This is a genomic window from Nostoc sp. DedVER02, assembly GCF_034530675.2.
Taxonomy (GTDB): domain Bacteria; phylum Cyanobacteriota; class Cyanobacteriia; order Cyanobacteriales; family Nostocaceae; genus Nostoc.
On the sequence record NZ_JAVRCP020000031.1, the window covers coordinates 26,090 to 45,112 of the forward strand.

The 19,023-nt window shown below is 39.6% G+C and carries 15 protein-coding genes; 7 read left to right on the forward strand and 8 right to left on the reverse strand.

Going from position 1 to position 19,023, the window contains the following annotated elements; all coding sequences use genetic code 11:
* Positions 1-70: 70 nt before the first annotated feature.
* A complete protein-coding gene (locus RMZ41_RS24260) occupies positions 71-3,280 on the reverse strand; it encodes an ATP-binding protein (RefSeq protein ID WP_322639633.1) in 3,210 nt (1,069 codons plus the stop codon).
* A 742-nt stretch (positions 3,281-4,022) separates the two neighbouring features.
* On the opposite strand from RMZ41_RS24260, the gene RMZ41_RS24265 reads away from it, so the two are divergent.
* From RMZ41_RS24265 to RMZ41_RS24295, 7 genes are all read left to right on the forward strand, one after another.
* Positions 4,023-4,604: a KaiA family protein gene (locus RMZ41_RS24265; RefSeq protein ID WP_322639597.1), complete on the forward strand. Its 582-nt coding sequence runs from the start codon at positions 4,023-4,025 to the stop codon at positions 4,602-4,604.
* A gap of 101 nt (positions 4,605-4,705) precedes the next feature.
* Entirely contained in the window at positions 4,706-5,020 is a 315-nt protein-coding gene (kaiB, locus tag RMZ41_RS24270; RefSeq protein WP_012409411.1) for a circadian clock protein KaiB, read from the forward strand.
* 265 nt (positions 5,021-5,285) lie between these two features.
* Positions 5,286-6,848 carry a circadian clock protein KaiC gene (kaiC, locus tag RMZ41_RS24275; protein ID WP_322639598.1) on the forward strand — a complete coding sequence of 521 codons (1,563 nt, stop codon included), beginning with the start codon at positions 5,286-5,288 and terminating at the stop codon, positions 6,846-6,848.
* A gap of 103 nt (positions 6,849-6,951) precedes the next feature.
* On the forward strand, positions 6,952-9,141 hold the full coding sequence (locus tag RMZ41_RS24280) for a TolC family protein (protein WP_322639599.1): 2,190 nt from the start codon (positions 6,952-6,954) through the stop codon (positions 9,139-9,141).
* Positions 9,142-9,295: 154 nt separating this feature from the next.
* The gene (locus RMZ41_RS24285; RefSeq protein WP_322639600.1) at positions 9,296-9,673 is read left to right on the forward strand and encodes a hypothetical protein; all 378 of its coding nucleotides are present in this window, start codon (positions 9,296-9,298) and stop codon (positions 9,671-9,673) included.
* A gap of 614 nt (positions 9,674-10,287) precedes the next feature.
* On the forward strand, positions 10,288-10,794 hold the full coding sequence (locus RMZ41_RS24290) for a hypothetical protein (protein WP_322639601.1): 507 nt from the start codon (positions 10,288-10,290) through the stop codon (positions 10,792-10,794).
* A gap of 205 nt (positions 10,795-10,999) precedes the next feature.
* Complete coding sequence (locus RMZ41_RS24295) at positions 11,000-11,779, forward strand: photosystem II S4 domain protein (protein ID WP_322639602.1); 780 nt, start codon at positions 11,000-11,002, stop codon at positions 11,777-11,779.
* 93 nt (positions 11,780-11,872) lie between these two features.
* On the opposite strand, the gene RMZ41_RS24300 is transcribed toward RMZ41_RS24295, so the two are convergent.
* From RMZ41_RS24300 to RMZ41_RS24330, 7 genes are all read right to left on the reverse strand, one after another.
* Positions 11,873-12,649, reverse strand: a complete 777-nt coding sequence (locus tag RMZ41_RS24300) for an SDR family oxidoreductase (protein WP_322639603.1) — start codon at positions 12,647-12,649, stop codon at positions 11,873-11,875.
* 533 nt (positions 12,650-13,182) lie between these two features.
* Positions 13,183-14,112, reverse strand: a complete 930-nt coding sequence (locus RMZ41_RS24305) for a hypothetical protein (RefSeq protein WP_322639604.1) — start codon at positions 14,110-14,112, stop codon at positions 13,183-13,185.
* Positions 14,113-14,501: 389 nt separating this feature from the next.
* On the reverse strand, positions 14,502-15,062 hold the full coding sequence (locus RMZ41_RS24310) for a hypothetical protein (RefSeq protein ID WP_322639605.1): 561 nt from the start codon (positions 15,060-15,062) through the stop codon (positions 14,502-14,504).
* 720 nt (positions 15,063-15,782) lie between these two features.
* Positions 15,783-16,388 carry an exopolysaccharide biosynthesis protein gene (locus tag RMZ41_RS24315; protein ID WP_322639634.1) on the reverse strand — a complete coding sequence of 202 codons (606 nt, stop codon included), beginning with the start codon at positions 16,386-16,388 and terminating at the stop codon, positions 15,783-15,785.
* Positions 16,389-16,463: 75 nt separating this feature from the next.
* On the reverse strand, positions 16,464-17,339 hold the full coding sequence (locus RMZ41_RS24320; protein ID WP_322639606.1) for a lipid kinase: 876 nt from the start codon (positions 17,337-17,339) through the stop codon (positions 16,464-16,466).
* Positions 17,340-17,872: 533 nt separating this feature from the next.
* Positions 17,873-18,349 carry a GNAT family N-acetyltransferase gene (locus RMZ41_RS24325; protein ID WP_322639607.1) on the reverse strand — a complete coding sequence of 159 codons (477 nt, stop codon included), beginning with the start codon at positions 18,347-18,349 and terminating at the stop codon, positions 17,873-17,875.
* The gene (locus RMZ41_RS24330; RefSeq protein WP_322639608.1) at positions 18,346-19,023 is read right to left on the reverse strand and encodes a glutathione S-transferase family protein; all 678 of its coding nucleotides are present in this window, start codon (positions 19,021-19,023) and stop codon (positions 18,346-18,348) included. The genes RMZ41_RS24325 and RMZ41_RS24330 overlap by 4 nt, the downstream gene beginning before the upstream one ends.

Here is a 19,023-nt window from a genome sequence, read left to right on the forward strand (position 1 = left end):
AGTCATTTGTCCTTTGTCCTTTGTCATCTGTGAATAATCTATGACCAATGACCAATGACTAATGACCCGATTAACATTTGCCATTGTAACCATTGATAGCTAAGGCTTGATTGATCTGGGTTAAGAGGTCTTCCATTGATATCGAGCGCGGTAATATTTGGGTAGCGATCGCACCAACAACACTCTCTACTGATTCCAAACCATTTTTCTTCTGCTTGTCAATTTCCTTATAAGCTAACGCAGGCTGTAAACTGTTTTCTGGACGATTTAATCGCTGATTTAATACCAAAATTGGTGGTAATTTGTCAGGCGAATTTCCCAATGTTTTCAGAGCTTTTAGCACGTCTTTGTGGATAGCGGATTCTCCTAAACAAATTAGTAGTAAATCAACGCTTTGGTGACGAATTTGTTGTAACACTTCTGCCCAACAAGGACTCATCGCCGCTTTAAAGCCTGCTGTTTGTAGATATTGAATTAAAGCTTGGAACCACTCAGATCCCCGTTCAGCAGTTTCACTACTAATTGAGCAATTTTTTGCTGTCCGATAACCCTTAGCTGGCTTACGTCTTCCCTGTGGAAAATCACGCAACATTGTCAAATCTACAACCAATATGTTAGGAGGGCAGCAAATACCAGAAGCAATTTGCAGTACTGATAGTAAGGCATCTGTTTTCTCAATGCGACTGCTGTTGTTTTTAGTAAATGGTGTTAAGTAAGGAAATACAGATAACCCTGGTATTTTAGAAGCTATTAATGTAGTTGCAACATCGCAAGTAACCAAGGGTACAGCCGCCAAACGTGGGTGCTGAATTAGTTTTTGCAGATAAATTTGGGCGGTGGTACTTTCGACATCTAGCAAAATGACATCAAACTGCCATACCCGCGCCAAAAGTTCTGCTTGATCTAAATCATCTACTTCAATTACTCGATGTTCTCGAAGTGAGGGGTGGGGATTGACGGATTCCAACTGGGGATTTACCAACCGGAGAATTCGCAGTGGGGTTTTAGGTGGGATAATGGCGCTATTGTCTAACCCTACCTGTAAAACTGCTTGTGCAGTACATAATTTTTCTAAAACTGGTGCTAATACCTGATGCTCCACGGGCAAATTTAAGAAACCATCGGCTCGGTTAGCAAATGCTTTCTCCTTTTCGGCCCCCGTTGCGGTAACAATTACAGATATGTGACGGGTTGCGGTGTCAGATTTTAGTAGAGTCAGCACATCCCAGCCTGACAGCAGAGGCAGCAAGGGATTCAAAAATATCGCTATTGGTTGCAAGCGTCGAGCTTTTTCAACTGCTTCTGTCCCCGATCGCGCAATTACTACCCGATAACCTAAAGCTTTAAGTTTTTCGGTCAAGTCTTCAATATATCGCGCTACTGCCTCGACTACTAAGACCAACCTTTGTGAACTAACGGGATGATGCTGTATGGGTGTAATGACTTGCTGACGGGCGGCTGCGGGATTTTCCCGTGTCTGTTGGTGTCGTGTCTTATCGTCTGCTCTGATTCCGATCTCTGGCTCAGAAAAGCCTGTTTTCGGGGGACTGGGCGGCAGAAGAAGTGTAAACTGGCTACCTTTTCCTTCACGAGATAAGAAGCTGACATCTCCTCCGTGGAGGCGAGCCAAGGCCCGAGTTAAGACTAACCCTAAGCCAGTGCCTTCAAATTGGCGGGTGAGGGGATTTTCTAGTTGCTGAAATTTTTGAAAAATTAAGTGTTGCTGGTGTTCTGGAATACCAATACCTGTATCCCAAATTGTAAAGGCAATCCATCCTTCCCAACGACTCACGCGCAGCCCAATTTCGCCAGATATTTCGGTGAATTTAAAGGCGTTGGAAAGTAGGTGTACTAGCATTTGGCGCAAGCGCAACTCATCTGCCACCATCTCATCTAAACCTAGTTCAATGGAAAGGCAGAATTGGGGAGCAGTTGAACGGACGTTTTCTTGAGTTTGGGGTGTTGTTTTGGTAGTTTGGGTGTGGATGGCTTTGGCTTCCGATAAGGCGCGATCGCACACAGCCTGAATTTTCACCGGAGTCAGCGTCAAATCCATTTGTCCCGTTTCCATCCGGGTCAAATCTAAAATGTCATTCACCACACTCATCAGGTGGCGGCCACTTTGATGAATCAGTCCTGCATAACGGGCTTGACGTTCGTTGAGTTCTCCCAACTGCTGATCCACAAGCAGACGCGATAACCCTAAAACGGCAGTTAAGGGAGTTTTGAGTTCATGACTAATACACGATAAAAACTCATCCTTCAACCGATTTAGTTGAATTAAATCGGCATTTTTTGCAGCTAATTCTTTGCAAAGCTGCTGCTGTTCAGTCACATCAGTAGCTAAAACCAACCATAAATCATTGCTGAGTACAACCTCTGATTCAGCACTCAAGCCTTTAAACTCAGGACTATCTAAGGGAATTTTGGCAAACTGCCAGATTCGCTCCTGACCATTTTGGACTTCCACAACGCAGGTACAAGTCCCCACTTGACCATCCAAATAGCAGCGACTATATACAGCCTCTGGTGATGCTTCTTGTTGAGTCAGTTCTTCACCACCATATTCATTTTCCCTGCCATTGGGATGAACCTTGATTGCTCGTTGGGTGGCATATTCAGATTTTTCGGAGGACTTAGGGATAAGTATTGCCTCCACTTGTTGCCTAACTCCTTCTGGATCTTTCAAGGCTCCTAATTGCTGCCACCAGGCGGGATTTCGGGCTAATATTTCGCCAGTATCGGTTTCCAACATCAAAGGCCAAGGCAGTCTTTCCAGCAACAGGATCAGTGGCTGGTGTTCCAATGATTTCGCTTTATTTGGCGGCTGTACAGAGCTTTGTAAGCCACCCATGCGTTCCTTAGCCAGCGATCGCAACAGTCGTGAACTATCCAGTAGCCCCAAATATCGCCCATCAGAGTCAATCAGCGCCCAATCTAAGTTTTGCTGTTTTTCGGCTTGTGGATCGCACAAATGCAAGCCTAATTGCTCAACACGCTCCGAAGCTGATATTGTCTGGATTGGCTCAATTAGACTTTGACTCCAAGCAAAGATAGATTGCTGTAAATTTAGATTTTTATCGTCATTATGTGCTAATAATTTTTGGATTAAACGTGCAGAATACAGCAATCCTATAGGGCATTGCTGCTGATTCACTACTACCAAGCGATCGCACTGCTCTTGCTCAAAAATCTCCAGCACCACTGCCAAAGAAGATGTTTGGAGGCAGCTAGGTACGGTTGCCTGAAAGTCATAAAGCGGGTAATCTAGCATTAACATAGGGCTTTGGGGATCATTCTTCCAGTGGAAACTTCCGGCATTTCCATCTGCCAATTGATGGTCTTTTCGCCTGAAGCCATATCCTCTAAGAAGACTCATATAAGCAACTCTGGTTATTTCAACGCCATTAAATAAAACAATGGGATTTACCCTTACGGACACTTGCTTGTGAACGAGTGCATTTTTCCAAGAGGCGACGTTTCTGATTTATAGCAACTAGCCTCCCCAGGGTCTTACTGGTATTTAAACTCCTCATCGATAGCGACGGCTACAACAATTATGGCCCCAAAGATTCGCTTTAGAACCTTGAGGAATTATAATGATTTAGAATGCGACAATCCTTTAAGTTCGTTTAAGTATCTTATCAAGGAGCAAAATCAAAAACTCTATCTGTCTATTTACATAAATATGTAAACAATCAATTAGGTACTGTGTCTTGTTATGCCGACATACTACCCGATTATCAAAGACCTACCACTCAGTTTCTGTACTAGGTTGTTGAGTAGCTAGCACAAGCAGGTATAAATAACTATCCAGTTGCTCAAAGGTAAAAAGTTTAGTAAATAAGCTTCTCTACTTCCTGCCTTTCTCCTTCTTGGATTATCTACTAACACAAAGCATTATTTTGGGGTAGAACAACCAGTTTACGAATGCACATCAAGTATTACCCTAGAAGCGTTAGCCAAACTTATCAGCCCACGTTTATTGATCGGGGCGATCGAGGAGATAGATTAAAGAGCAAATGTTATTACCGATATTGATTCTGCAACCTAATGTTAACAAATGTTTAGATAATCTAGTTGACTTAGCCAAGCAAAAAGGTTGGATTTGGTGGGCGTGGAAATTGATTGACGCGATTATTGCCCAATTTTGCTACTTCCCTGTAACTGCAAATACCTCTGTAGAAATCAACTATTTACCAAATTGCCCACAACCGAATCTAAGTAAGCCATACACTAGCAAGTACGTCTATGTATTTGCCAGCCAGATGCAAAAAAGTCAACAGCATTTTCAAGATATGAATCCAGCCGAAAGGCAAGGATTATTAAAACAGCTTAAATCCGATTACAGCCTAATTCTTATAAATTATTTTACCACAGACAAAACACTCAAAGATAGTATTGATAAATTTATCAACACTATCTTTTATGCTAATATTCCTGTGCCCCAAATTATTGAAATCCACATGGAGGTAATTGAAGAATTTTCTATCCAGTTAAAATTAGAAGGAAGAAGTAGCGAAGCCTTACTTGATTACCGCCTGACGTTAATAGATATCCTGGCTCACTTGTGTGAAATCTATAGGAGTTCTATTTCTAAATAAATTAAAATTCTTGATGTTAACTTTGAGGAGCTAACGCTGTTAGTTACTCTCAAGGTGCGAACAATCCTGACTTTTTCTGATCATAACTAGCCTGTCAAAATATGATTAAAGCCAAAAAAACCTACGTTCTCAAGCTTTACGTAGCAGGTAACACCCCTAATTCAGTCCGAGCATTAAAAACACTCAAAAATATTTTAGAACAGGAGTTTGAAGGTGTTTATGCTTTAAAAGTAATCGATGTCCTAAAAAGCCCACAACTGGCGGAAGAAGATAAAATTTTAGCAACGCCAACATTATCTAAAATTTTGCCTCCACCCGTTCGCAAAATTATCGGCGATCTTTCAGATCGAGAAAGAGTATTGATTGGATTAGATTTGCTCTATGAAGAACTAAGTGAAGGAGATTTTGAAGAGTAAAATAATTAATGTATGTAAGGGAGCATTTAAAAAGAAAATTTCAACTGTATAGATAAGCCAGTATGTTGCTCTACTTAGGAGAGTTTTAACACCCCTGTTCTTGATGCATTACCGAAAAACATTTGTTTTTGTGATCTTATTAGTAAAATTGTGACTTAACACACCCTACTTGCTTAATATTTGGTTTATAAATAGCCTCAAGAAAATCAAGTACAAAATTTATAAGTTAAAAAACCCGTTTTTAATACCCTTCTATTATCAAGCAATGAGTCAAAACGAGCCAATAGAACTAAATAAAACACCGAAAAATGGAGGTGTAGAAAAAATTCGCACGATGATTGAGGGGTTTGATGATATTAGTCATGGTGGTTTACCAATTGGTAGAACTACCTTGATCAGTGGCACTTCTGGTACTGGGAAAACTTTATTATCTCTTCAGTTTCTCTATAACGGTATCACCTACTTTGATGAACCAGGAGTCTTTGTTACCTTTGAAGAATCGCCCAGCGATATTATTAAAAATGCCCATGTTTTCGGGTGGAACTTGCCACGCCTAATTGAAGAAGGGAAGTTATTTATTCTTGATGCATCTCCCGATCCAGAAGGTCAAGATATTGTAGGGAATTTTGACCTTTCTGCGCTGATTGAACGCTTGCAATATGCCATTCGTAAATACAAAGCTAAACGAGTTTCAATTGACTCAATGACAGCCGTATTTCAGCAGTACGAAGCGATGGGAGTAGTGCGACGCGAAATTTTTCGCTTGGTAGCACGTCTCAAAATACTGAATGTCACCACTGTAATTACCACTGAACGCAGTGAAGAATATGGGCCTGTTGCTTCTTTCGGTGTGGAAGAATTTGTTTCTGATAATGTAGTAATTGTCCGCAACGTTTTAGAAGGAGAACGTCGCCGTCGCACAGCTGAAATTCTCAAGTTGCGCGGTACAACTCACATGAAAGGCGAATATCCCTTCACAATTACTAATGAAGGAGTTAACATCTTTCCATTAGGAGCAATGCGTTTAACTCAACGGTCTTCTAATATCAGGGTATCTTCTGGTGTCAAAATTTTAGATGAAATGTGCGGTGGTGGTTTCTTTAAAGATTCTATTATTTTGGCAACAGGAGCCACAGGTACTGGTAAAACCTTGTTAGTTAGTAAGTTTATTCAAGATGGTTGTCTGAATGGAGAACAGGCAATATTATTTGCTTACGAAGAATCACGCGCCCAACTATCTCGTAATGCTTCATCTTGGGGAATTGATTTTGAAGAGTTAGAAGATCAAGGTTTACTCAAAATAATTTGTACATATCCTGAATCAACTGGCTTAGAAGACCACTTACAAATTATTAAATCAGAGATTGCTGTTTTCAAACCAGCCCGCATTGCCATTGATTCCTTATCAGCATTAGCTAGAGGAGTGAGCAATAATGCATTTAGGCAGTTTGTAATTGGGGTAACGGGTTATGCTAAACAAGAAGAAATTACTGGTTTCTTTACCAACACAACTGACCAATTTTTGGGAGCGCATTCCATTACTGACTCTCATATCTCTACGATTACCGATACAATTCTAATGTTACAGTACGTAGAAATTCGTGGAGAAATGTCGCGGGCAATTAACGTATTTAAAATGCGTGGGTCTTGGCATGATAAGGGCATTCGTGAGTATAATATCACTGCTGACGGGCCCGAAATCAAAGATTCTTTCCGAAACTACGAACGGATTATTAGCGGTGCTCCTACTCGCGTTAGTATCGATGAAAAGGCGGAACTTTCTCGCATTGTTAGACGTTTTGAAGATAAACAGAGTTCCGAACCCTAAATTTAGTATCGTAGTATATTCTTTCCTAAATTTAGTATCGTGCTATATTCTGTGGTGAAGAAAGGTTTTCTGCCGCTAGATTGATTTTCGTGTGAGGGATGCGGTGAAAGGACAGCAATTATTCTATAGCTTCTTGCCTGGTGTGACGGCAGCAGTTTTAACAACTCAGCCTGCTTGGGCTGGTACTGTAAAACTAACTAAGGTACAACTGGCTTCTTCTCCTAGTGTTTTGACTTCTACTTATGGTCAAAACTCGGTTGTGGATATGATGAATACACAACTGCCGAATGGTGTCAATGTTAGTATTCCAACTTTAGTAACTGGTTTTGGTTTCACTAAACTTAGCATGAAGCCTTTAAGTAATAACAGTATTCCAGTATTTACGGCTGAGAATACTTTTGTACCAATAAAACAAGTGCTTAAGAAGGATAAAAGTAGATTTTTAAGTTTGACACCTACCTCTAATTCTTCCCAACAGCTAGATGTCAGCCGTTCTACTCCAAATCTGCAAAAACAGAGTAACTCAAGCACTTCTGAGCAGAAATCAGAGAGTGTAGTAATTCCCAATTACACTTCAAAACCCTCTTCTGTCGAAAAGAAAATTTTGCCCCTGTCTTCTGCACAACAGCCAGTGGTTCAAAAGATAAATAATGTTGCTGAGTTGCAAACATTTTTACAAACAGCAACTGGTGGAGAATCAGCAAAACTGTTGTCAGCGCCAACATGTCCACAGGAATCAGGGAAAAGCAAGACTGATTCAACAGGTGCTTTGCTACTAGCTTCAAGCACCTGTTTACAACAAAATGCTGTTGGCGATCGCATCGCTCAAAGTAATACCCCGATTCCAACGGAATCTACACCAGTTCCCACTGTACCAGGAAGTGTAACTCCTACACCAGGTGATTCAGTGCAACCTTCCACTGTACCGAGAACCGTAACTCCTCCACCATCAGGGGCGGTGCAAATTCCACAAAACCTGATTCCTAACTCAAATCCCCTGCAATTTCCCACCAAAACAGAGGAAGTGACACTTCAGGGAAATCAGCCGATTACTTTGGCACAGGCTTTAGAGCTAGCACGGCGTAATAATCGGGATTTACAGGTGTCTCTTTTGGAGCTAGAACGCAATCGGGCGGCTCTGCGCGAGGCACAAGCGGCTTTATTGCCCACTTTGAGAATTAGCACCAATCTAACTCGTAGTCAGTCTGCTAGCAGTCAACTTCAGGACGAATTAAGCGGGCGAAACGGCGCACTATCTAACCAAGACCAACCCAATACATCTTTTACTGGTCAAGCCGAACTTTCGTATAACATCTACACTTCTGGGAGAGTACAAGCTAGTGTTAGAGCGGCTGAAGAACAGGTACGTTTCAATGAGTTGGCTGTAGAAACTCAGTCTGAGACAATCCGTTTGAATGTTGCCACTGACTACTACAATCTGCAACAAGCGGATGAACAAGTACGTATTGCTCAGTCAGCTGTGGTGAACTCTGAGGCTAGTTTGCGTGATGCAGAAGCTTTAGAGCGAGCCGGGGTTGGTACGCGGTTCGATGTGCTACGCTCTCAAGTGAATTTAGCCAATGCCCAACAAAATTTGACTAATGCTAGATCGCAGCAGGCAATTTCCCGTCGTCAATTAGCAACTCGGATAAGTTTGCCGCAGACGATAAATATCAGTGCAGCCGATCCTGTACAGTTAGCTGGTCTTTGGAACCCAACGCTAGAAGAAAGTATTGTGCTGGCTTATCAAAATCGTCCAGAATTGCAACAGCAGTTAGCACAACGCAATATCAGCGAACAACAGCGTAGACAGGCACTTGCAGAGTTAGGCCCTCAAGTTAGTTTAGTAGGCAGCTACGACCTGCTAGACCAGTTTGATGATAATGTCAGCCTTACTGATGGTTATTCATTTGGAATTAGGGCAAGCCTAAGTTTGTTTGATGGGGGAGCAGCAAGAGCAAGAGCGCAACAGCAAAGAGTTAATATTGCGATCGCAGAAACTCAATTTGCTGAACAGCGCAACCAAATTCGCTTTCAGGTAGAACAAGCTTATTCTACCCAGCAATCTAGTTTGGTGAATGTTCAAACCTCTAATACCGCTTTAGAACAAGCTAGAGAAGCTTTACGTCTAGCGCGGTTGCGATTCCAAGCTGGTGTAGGCACTCAAACTGATGTCATTAACTCTGAAAACGACCTCACACAAGCTGAAGGTAATCGAGTTACAGCAATTTTGGATTACAACCGTGCTTTAGCTCAGTTACAACGAGCTGTTACCCTCAGAGCGCTACGCTAGTAATTCTGACTTCATCTCTTAATTCAAAAAGCCTCATTCTTCAATGTGATTATTGAAAAATGAGGTTTTTTGGTAAAAAACGTATTTGTAACAGCAATTTTGTGAAATGATGTAGCATAACTGAGTGTCCGATAGCTTGCCTTGTCAAAGACTCATGACTAAAGTAACATCTCAAGAAATTGCACAGTTTCGCTCTCAATTGGCTGATGATCCTAACGATATGGAAGCGCTGGATTTGATTGAAGACTGTGATGGAGATTTAGAAGATGCGGCAATGACATTAGCTATTAGAGCCGGACAACAGCCAGAAAGAGCAAATTCCGAGTGGTTAGATGCCTTAGCGAGAAAATGGCGTGTGGTTATTTGTGAACAAGAATATCGGGAAGATTTGCTTAATACTTCACTTCAAAAGATGATGGAACATCTAAAAGCAATGCCGACGTTTCCCAAGATTTTGGCAACCCCAGTTTTGATATATGTCCTCAAGCAAGGCGTGAACAATTTTTGTGAGCCACTAGATTTGCTTAAGTGAGCGGCCGATGTATATTTAACTTGGTTTAACTTGTGCGATGCCTGCGGGGGGCTACGCCTACGCAGTCAACTTAAGCGAATGGAATTCGCGGCTACACAGGCATTGTCAGCCTACGCGGACTAAAAGAAAATTAAGGCTAACCTACGGAGGTGGGTAAGGTTTAGTGTGGACGGGGTTTATAACCGCCCATTTCGCTACGTAACGTAGAGTAGGCTAATTTTTACAAGTCGATGCTTAGGCATTGCAGGTTGATGCATAAGCATTGTAAGTCGATGCTTAGGCATTGCAGGTTGATGCATAAGCATTGTAAGTCGATGCTTAGGCATTGTAGGTTGATGCATAAGCATTGTAAGTCGATGCTTAGGCATTGCAAGTTGATGCATAAGCATTGTAAGTCGATGCTTAGGCATTGCAAGCTAAGGTGTAGAGCAGCTTTAAAAAACTTGTATGTACGCTTTAGTATAAGAGAAGGAGAGTAAGAATCAAAGCCTTTGCAAATTCCTAACTCTTAACTCCTAACTTCTAACTCCTAACTCCTAACTCAAGATAGATTCCACCAAGACTGATACGCTGTTAACTAAGGCAAAACTTCTATTAGACAAATTGTAAATTCAATGAATTACCTTGTTGCCGTATTACCAGACCGCATTCAAGCCGAAGCTGCTTACTTAGCCTTAGAAGAAGAAGGCATAAACAGTACTATCCTGGGGAAAGGGTATAAAACGGCTGACGAGTTTGGCTTAATTGACCCCAAAGACCAAGCCAAAAAGCAATCACAACTGATGGCAACCTGGCTGATACCATTTGGCTTTTTTGCAGGTTTTACATTCAGCCTGATCACTGGTTTAGATACTTTTGCGTGGGCGGGTGAAATTGGCAATCACATCATTGGTGGACTGCTGGGTGCTGCTAGTGGTGCTATGGGTGGTGTATTTGTGGGTGGCGGAGTCGGTTTACTCGTAGGTAGTGGTGATGCTTTACCTTACCGCAACCGCTTAGATGCAGGTAAATATTTAGTTGCCGTGCAAGGTTCTGAAACTCTCACTCGACAAGCAACCAGAATATTACGTCAGTTTGATCCAGAAAATATCCAAGGTTATGCTGACACAGGTAGCGTGTAATAAATGACCCTAGCTTACACATTACAACACAGAGGCTTGAGCTATTTCCCTGTTCTTTGGAAGTGGCGCAAGCCGTAATTGTAAGAAATAAATCAGAAAAAGTTAGAATCAAGATAGCTTTAAAGAGGCGAAAAGAGCATTAGTAAAAAATAAATGACAAATGACAAATGACAAATGACAAATGACTAATTCATAATTTTTAAGAATGTTGCCACGAGAAGAACTTTTAAAGGGTGTTGAAAATAGAGATAGTGTAGCTCGTGTAATCGACCAAGCAGAGCAAGCCATCAAAACTTGGGAAGTAGTTTTGACAGATTTTCTATCTCCCCCAGAATTGGCGGAAATTCAACGGGTGTTTAACCGATTAACAGAAGTGCAATTAGTTGCGTGGGGCGGATATCCTCAAGCTGAACGTCAAAGAATAGCGATCGCTCGTTCGGAACTTCCCCTAGATCAGTCTCAAGTTAGCCTTGTCGCCGTGGAAATTGCTGGTAATTTCTTATTTGATACCGCCTCTCACCGTGACTTTTTAGGCGCAATGTTGGGGACGGGAATTGTTCGTGAAAAGACGGGAGACATTATAGTTTTGGGAGAACGAGGAGCGCAGGCGATCGTTGCACCAGAGTTAGTGGAATTTTTGGAAATGAGTCTCAAACAGGTGCGATCGGTTCCTGTGAAGACTCAAAGGATTGAGGTAACTGAGTTAAAGGTTCGGGAACCAAAGAAAAAAGAATTAACTACTGTCGAGGCTTCTTTGCGATTAGATGCGATCGCATCTGCTGGTTTTGGTATGTCCCGCAGCAAAATGGTTGATTTTATTGACGCAGGTGATGTCCGCGTCAATTGGAAGGAAGTTACACAAGCAAGTTCTCAAGTCAAAACAGGCGATTTAATCGCCATTCGCTCTAAAGGGCGTTTAGAAGTTGGTGAAATCGCCGTTACAAAAAAAGACCGTTACCGAGTTCAATTAACAAGATATATGTAATTAAGTTAGGAGTTAAGAGTGATGAGTTAGGAGTTTTAAATTCATCAGTTTCTCTAATCTCAAACTCCTAACTCCTAACTCCTAACTCTATAGTTAGACTTTAAAGTGCTTTGCTAACATATTCAACAGAATTTTTCGTGGTACAAGCCTAGATAATTTGCTTCTAATTTGAGTGGTAGTATCAGAACTAATAACAGTTGGATAGCCTTTTTCCAAAGCGTCTAAACACTCCCAAACCACTTTTTCACAAGAATACACTTTATCTGTACTACTCGCCAGCGCTGGAGGAAAATTAGCTTCTGCAAAAAAGTTTGTTTCTATTGGCCCTGGACAAGTAACTAAAATACGGACACCATATTGACGATTTTCTGCCCATAGCGCTTCACTAAAACTAAGAATAAAAGCTTTACTAGCTGCATAAACAGAAAGATATGGTATGGGTTGAAATGCCGTAATAGAGGATACGTTAATAATACTTCCAGAGCGACGTTGCCGCATCAAAGGTAGAAATTTATGGGTTAAATCTACCAATGCTAAAATATTTAATTGTACGATTTTAATTTGTCTTTCTCCATCTCCTTCAGCAAAGTCGCCATAGTAACCAAAACCAGCATTATTGATTAATAAGTCAATGCTTAATTCCTTTGCTTTAGTGGCTTCAAATACAGCAGTAGCTGCATTTGATTCCGTGAGGTCTTTGATTATCACGTCTACTTGAATTTTGTATTTTTCTTGTAGTTCTTCAGCTAATTGGCTTAGTTTCTGTTCAGAACGAGCTACGAGTACAAGATTTGTCTTGCGTGCAGCTAGTTCTTGAGCAAAAGCTTTACCAATACCACTAGAAGCACCAGTAATTAAAGCAGTTGGCATTCTACATATTCAGATATTTTTTAAGCACTTTTTAAATTTTAGCTATGCTGGCTATAATTTTTAACTACCCAAAGTGATATACCTAAAAGAGTAAAAGCAGTACTTAGAGGACATTTGAAAAATCCTCTTGTCGGTATCAAGAGTTATACATTTCTCTAAATCCCCAATAAATTAGGTAACTTTGATTTCGATTCGCCCCTTTTTAAGCTACGGTGTATACACAAGTCATAAAATCTTTTGCTTAGAATATACAAGCCTTAATAGACAAGGATTTAGCTTGAGCCAGTTCATTATCAATAAGGTCAGATTATTGATATAGCTATAACGGAAAATCAAGGATTTTATAAAAAATTTTCCGTTCTTTTCTGTCTATTTGATTCCTACTTTGACTTGTGTATATACAGTAGTTTTTCTAAGGAAATTAGGGATGATATAAAAGTGCTTACAGTCACAGTTAAACACTTTTAAAATAAGCTCTTAGTACTAAAGTCTGAGTGTAGGAAGCCTCCACTTAAAACTTGTCCTTTCATTTCCTAAGAGTGAACTTTCGGAAGCGATGTGAATTCTCCAACCACACCGATATGAGAAATTCTTAAATCTTCTTCATCTGTATATTGAATAGATGAATCAATTTTTTCTGGTAATTCCCCGTCTTTACACGACCACTCAAATATGAATTTAGAGTCTAAGTGTTTGAGGTCAGAAAATATCTGCTTCCATTGGCTTCGCCGAATTCGATTTCCCCATCTTGATTGTAAGTCTTTCGAGTAGGCTTCTGGCTGATAAACAAAGAAATCGAATGGTCTTTCAGTTAAATTTTTGTGATCTAGTAAGTGTATGAGGTGAAACATAAAACCATCTTCAGAAAGACTACTTACAAGATTTTCTAAAAGTGGCACAACATCATCAACTGGCACATGCTCTAACACAGATTTGGAGAATATAAAATCTATTCTTTCTGCTGTAGGCATTCTTTGAGACAAATCAATTGGAGCAATGTATTCTATGCCCAACTCTTTTAAGGCTTCTACAGATAAACTTTTTAATGAAAGCAGTTTCTTTAAACGTAAGTGGATAATCTCACGATCTTCAAACGTAGATAAACTATCCAAAATACTCCAATCTACAGACTTACACACAGCTTTGAAAATATTTTCAGGTTGCAATAATGGGTAAACATCCGTTGCATAAACCTTTTTTGCTCCGAGAAGATAAAATACTAACGAATGAGTCAGTAACCATCCGCTTCCAATCTCAAGACAAATTTTATCACGTAATACATACTTACCTTTACCAGCCTGAAGCAGATAGATAGCAACTTCGTTGGCACAAATATCAAGCCTTTTACCTGCAACAGCTAGCTTGCTTGAATGCATCTTATTGTATAAAACCTGATATAGATCAGATGATCTAATAATTGATTTGGTTCGTTCATCAAGGAGATTTTTTACTAGATTTTTCATCTTACACACCTCTCTCGCTTAACTTATTGTCAATTGAACACAACGCTATTAACTGTAGCAGTGAGATGGGTTCCTGGATAATAAAAGTACCTAACCCTTGTTGGTTATTATACATACAATTTATTGGCACTAGGATACTTCCTAACAGATAAGGGATTTCCAGTGAAAAAATATCCTATCGTAGGGTAGCACAGCTGTGCTACCCTACAAATTTACGAATAATTTGGAATATTTTATTTTTTGGAAGTCCCTAGTAAAAATCTTTCATTTGGGACTGGGGATTGAGCAAAAAGTTGAGCTAATCACTTGGCGTTAGGTTAGGAGCAGATGTATCAATGTATAAAAATAATAATTTTTTATGAAAATTTAAAATAAATTTGAATTGCTGATTACCATTTTTCAGACCAATAAATAATTTCTGAAGCGGAACTATTAATTGCAACGCCGTAACTATCTCCGTGATTCCACTTAAAACCTGGTCTACCTTTGTCATCTGTATTTAATACCAGTATTTCATAATTGGCTGGAAAAGATTCCGTTGGAGAGTCACTGGTGTAGAAAAAAGTTGTCGGCACACCGTTAGGCTGATTTATGTGGTCGTTTGTGTTACCACCTATATATTTGTGCTTTGCACTACTTCTGTATTGTGAGAGTAATTTTTGTATCTTGTTTGGTGGCTGTTTCATCCTTATTTGAAAGAAACTACTTCCTTGCAAAAATTCAGGAGAGTAAGCAACACGAACGCCTTTAGCATCACTGGGAATATCATTAGGAAAATGTTTTATTTGGTCATTATCAGACCACAGTTGATTGCGAATTTCTTTGTAGCGTGATACGTCAGTTACTATTTTTGGTTCGCTAGTACTGCTCAAAGTTGTTCTCATAAAGAAGCTCCCCCCGACAATACTAAGACTAGCAAGGGCTAATATAAATTGCGATCGCTTTATCATCGAGTTGGGTGTGTCTAACTTTTAGAATCATATACCCAACTAATAAACCATATTAGTACTATTGCGGAGATGCCATCGGCGATATTAACAGAAACTTTGTCTATTTAGGGCAAATTCGGAGTAATTATAAAATTTTTGTGAAGCCGCTCAATAATTACCTAGTCAAAAACCGTAGGTTATCTTTATTCAGGTTAGTACTACTGGCGTAGCTGGAGAGATCAATACCACAGCTATCTATTTTTTTCAATTTTTCCTGATGCAGCAATAACTAAGGCGGATATATAAATAGTAGATGCACCTTAATTAAATCACAGCCTTCAGCTTTTAGTTGGAGGCTTTTTTTATGTTGAGATTTTTCATTTTGGAATAAAATAAATTTAGTTCTAAGTCTAATTTTCCCGGATATGGTGATTAATAGAAGGGATTAATAAATAGTAGATGCACCCTAATAAATTACAGCTCTCAATTTTTAGTTGAGGGCTTTTTTTCTTTTGATACTTTTCATTTGGGAATAAAATAAATTTAGTTATATAGCAAGGGACTGGGGACTGGGTGAAAAGTCTTTTTATGTATGAGTTTCATCATCTGTTGATGTCCTAAGCATCAAGGCTTGTGCTATAAGTCTAATTTTCCCGGATATGGTAATTAATAAAGTGAAATAATAAATGGTAGATGCACCCTAATAAATTACAGCCCTCGATTTTTAGTTGAGGGCTTTTTTTATTTAAATATAGATGGCAGCAAACCAGGAGCTAACCATACTGCATAACCAATAAATCCAAACATCAAGGTAATCAAGACAGTAATGACGTAGCTAATGCAAATTAATAAACCGTCAGATTCAATAGTGGCAACAGTCAAAAGTAAAATACCTATAGTAGGGATAGGATTTGTAAACGGAATTGGTAATATTAGAAATACTGTTAACAAAGAAATACAAAACCCATTAATTCGCCAAATTAAAGGATTATGGGCTATTTTTACAAATCGGGGACGGGCGATTTTTTGTAAAACTTTGGTAAGATGCCCCAAATTTTGTAAAAGTAACTGGGCGAAGGGACGAGGAAATTTGTAGTTAGCAATTCTTTTCGGTAGCCAAGGCGATCGCCTCCCTAAAAGCATTTGCGCTGATAACAGTAAACAAGCACCACCAAAAGGGCCAGTTAATCCTGGTGGCATAGGAAATAAAAAAGGCAAGACTAATAATGTAATTACCAGGCAGAACCCTCGTTCTGAGGTTTCTGCCAGAACATCACCTAGAGTCAGTGGTTGTTCAGCTAGGCGTTGCAACAGGGACTTTATATCTTGAGAAAATCTCAGATGCATTTGACGTGAGTTGATCCGAGTTACCACATTTTTCGCAGAGGGAGATCACTAGAATAACTCCTAACTCCTAACTGCTTATTTCTGGGGTACTAAAACAGCTATAGCTTTAGATATAACCCGAAAATGAGCCGGAGTGTAAGTAGTGATTTCACCATCTGTATTGATAGGACGCGGTTTGCGAGTATATACTTTTATTTCTTGACCTTGAAGAGAACGTACACTCTCCCAATGTATATGTCGCCCTTGCCGCATGGCAGGGAGTAATAATATAATCTGCCACCAGTGTTTTATCTCTAAGCTGTAGAGGTCTAGCCTTTGATCGTCTATTGTGGCATCGTCAGCCACAGCCATACCACCGCCGTAATAACGACCGTTACCCACAGCAATTTGTACTGTTTTTACGTGAACTGACTCACCATTTATTGCAATCTCCGCAGTAAAAGGTCTAGCTTCCCAAATCACTTGTAATGCAGTGGCGGCATAAGCAAATATTCCCCAACGGCGTTTGACTTCTTTAGTAAGTCGCTCGGTAATTTTTACACTTAATCCCAGACTAGCAACGTTAAAAAAGTGCTTGCCGTTTACCCAACCTAAGTCGATACGGTGTAAATTTCCATCTGCAATAATTTTGCAAGCTTCGTTAAGGGAATTCGGGATTTCCAAAGTCCTTGCTAGGTCGTTGGCAGTTCCTAGAGGCAAGATTCCCAAGGGCAACTGAGTATCAATTAAAGCATCTACTGCTGCATTGAGAGTGCCATCTCCTCCACCAATAATTACTAGATCAACTTGATGCTGATAGCGAGATATAACTTCAGCAAGATGTTTCGGGTCTTCTGTAGACTCCTCAATTAAATCAAAGCCGAGTGTCTTCAAATATTCAATCGCTTCCGATAGACCCTTTTGCCCTTGGCGGGCATGACGATTTACTAACAGCAGTGCGCGGGAACTCATGGGTAGTACCTTTTGTAGTTGATATGTCCAATTATCCGCATCTATGTATTCTGCTTTAAGTTGACTACAAAAAAGTGTTTAACTTGTTGTGCTATTCATCAATAATTCATTTGATAAATGCTTATTATGTTATAGCTACTAATTTATATTTTATCTAGTTTATCTCTATTATCCCTTGGTGTGTTGATAATCAGTAAATAAAATTGTTATTCACTAAATGGCTGGATTGAGATAGTTTTTTTTGCAAAAAGTATATTTGCCAATATAATACTATAAATAACCACCAAATAATACCAAAAAAAAGGATATTTTTTATTTCTAGTAAATATATTTGTAAATAAAACTTGGATAAATACTATTAATAGTTACAATTGTTTAACTTTTGTATGATAGGATATTTGTTTATATATTAACTCCTGCTGTGGCAGATTGGAAATTGTCTACGGTTTTGAAGCCACTATTTATACTAATTGCTTGTATTAACTATTTATGATCTAGGGAAGCTTGAGCTACTCCTTTCCCCTACTTAAGATTTACTGACTTAGTGCTTGACCATCTAAACGACATAATTTTACTTTGTTCATAATCTTCGCCCCTATTCTTTCATAAAACTTGATTCCACGCTCGTTAGATACAGCTACAGTCCAATCGATTCTGCCACAGCCTTTTTCCTGCCCAATCTCGCGCAAGCGTAGCATTAGGGCTTGACCAACTCGGTGGTTTCGATGTTCAGATTTAACATATAAGTCATCAAGCCAAATTCCAGGCTTTGCTAAAAAAGTTGAATAGATAAAGTGATAGGTTGCTAGCCCAATAGCGTCCCCATCAACTTTAGCCAAAAGAACAAAAGCAAGAGGCTTTTCTCCAAATAGATCAATTTTTAGCTTTTGAGGAGTTGCTTCTACAGATTTAGGACAACCATCAAATTTTGCTTTCAAATAAATCAATTCCATAATGGTAGGAATATCCTTTTGCTGTGCATCTCGAATTGAAATATTTCTACCATTCATATTTTATTTACCTTTTGCTTAAACTCGTATTGAGAAATAATTTCTGTCTCACTCTTTGCTGCCTTTATCCAATCTTGCATTGCTGAAAGTGCCAAAACTGTCTCTACATAATCTCTAGAAACAGGATCTAACTGCACATCATAGGTTACAAATCGCAGGACAACTGGAGCAAAAAATGCATCAGCGATCGCAAAATTCCCAAACAAAAAATTGCCCCCAGCCCCAAATTTTTGGCGTGATTCTTGCCAGATACTAGTAATGCGGTCAATGTCTTGTTGTACGCCGGATGCTAAACCAAAACCTGGATATTTAGTACGGCAGTTCATCGGCATATTCTGACGAAGATTTTGAAAGCCTGAGTGCATTTCTGCACTGATGGAACGGGCAAATGCCCTAGCAGCTTTATCCTCTGGCCAGCATTGCAGAGTCGGAAACGTTTCAGCTAGATATTCACAAATAGCGAGAGAATCCCACACAGTTTGCGTATCGTGCAATAACACAGGTACTTTTCCTGCTGGAGAATATTGCCGGATTTCTGATGAATAATCTAGGTTATTGTAGAGAGATATCTTAATTTCATTGAATTCTATACCAAGTTGTTTCATCAATAGCCAAGGACGGAGTGACCAAGATGAATAATTTTTATTGCCAATTACTAAAGTAAGTTGTGTCAT